Source organism: Kineococcus indalonis, from assembly GCF_009906395.1.
Taxonomy (GTDB): Bacteria; Actinomycetota; Actinomycetes; order Actinomycetales; family Kineococcaceae; genus Kineococcus; species Kineococcus indalonis.
The window spans coordinates 1-1,172 of record NZ_JAAALM010000818.1; the positions used below are offsets into that span (position 1 = coordinate 1).

At 74.7% G+C, this 1,172-nt stretch carries 2 protein-coding genes; both read right to left on the bottom strand.

The window, feature by feature from the left end; all coding sequences use genetic code 11:
• The coding region (locus GTR00_RS21325; RefSeq protein WP_166613505.1) for a flagellar hook capping FlgD N-terminal domain-containing protein at positions 1-579 on the bottom strand (579 nt) is incomplete at its 3' end.
• Positions 580-667: 88 nt separating this feature from the next.
• A partial coding sequence (gene fliK, locus GTR00_RS25290) for a flagellar hook-length control protein FliK (RefSeq protein ID WP_166613506.1) occupies positions 668-1,172 on the bottom strand: 505 nt, incomplete at its 5' end.

The window sequence follows — 1,172 nt, forward strand, 5'->3', positions numbered from 1 at the left end:
CGTCGCGGCGGTGCTGGCGGCGGCAGCCGTCGCGGCGGTGCTGGCGGCGGCAGCCGTCGCGGCGGTGGTCGCGGTGGCGGCGCCGGGCACGTCCACGCTCACCACGTTGGACAGAACGACGTCCTTGCCGTCCACCTTGAGGACCGGCTCGTTGCCGGTGCCGCCCACGGAGGTGGCGCTGAAGCTGGCGGAGGACACCACACCGGTGACCGTGGCGCCGTCGGCCCCCTTGTAGGAGACCGTCTGGCCGACGAGCGTGCTGGCCTGCAGCTTGAGCTGGGCGCCGAGCATCTCGACGTTGTTCTTGCTCATCTCCTCCATCGTCTCCAGGGAGGAGAACTGCGCGGTCTGCGCGATGAAGTCCGAGGAGTCGACCGGCTTGGAGGGGTCCTGGAAGCGCAGCTGCGCCACCAGCAGCTTCATGAAGGTGTCCTTGTTCTGCTGGGTGCTGCCGGACGCCTTCGTGCTCGTGCTGGCGCCCCCGAGCTTCGACGCCGCGCTCGTCGCCTTGGCGTTGGAGGCCGCGAGGATCGAGTCGTAGGACGACGCCGAGGCGCCGCTGGCCGCATCGATGGTCATGCCTCTTCCTTCGGTCGTTCGGATGACGTCCTGTAGCCCGTCCGGGGGTCCTACCTGCGGGGAGCTGAAGGGCCCGGGTGCACCGGGCTCAGACGCGCAGGTCCAGGCGGCCCTCGGCGGCCGCGGCGGCGGCGCGCTGCGCGGCGCGGGGCTCGTCGGCGGCGAACAGGCCGCGACGGGCGGGGTGGCCGGCGGGCCCGCCACCGCTGTGGCGGCGGCCCTCGGAGCGGTCGCCGGACTGCCCGGCCGCGGCCTGCTCCCCCGCCTGGCGCTGACCGGTGGAGGCGTCGTCGGGGCGCACCTCGACGGTGGTGGAGGTGAACGCGGTGCCGGCCAGCTCGCGCTGCAGGTCGCCGACGGCCTGGCGCAGCGCGTGGCGGGCGGCGTCGGAGGCGCCGGCCAGCTGCACGCTGAGGGCGCCGTCGACGATCTCGGCGGTGACCTGGACCGGGCCCAGGCCCAGCGGGTTGACCTCCACGGTCATCCGGTGCACCGCGTCGGCGCCGGCCGGCAGCTGCTCCAGGCGGGCGCTGACCCCCTGGGCGAACGCCAGCGGGTTGGTCAGCGGCAGCGGCGCGGGCGGGGTGGAGACC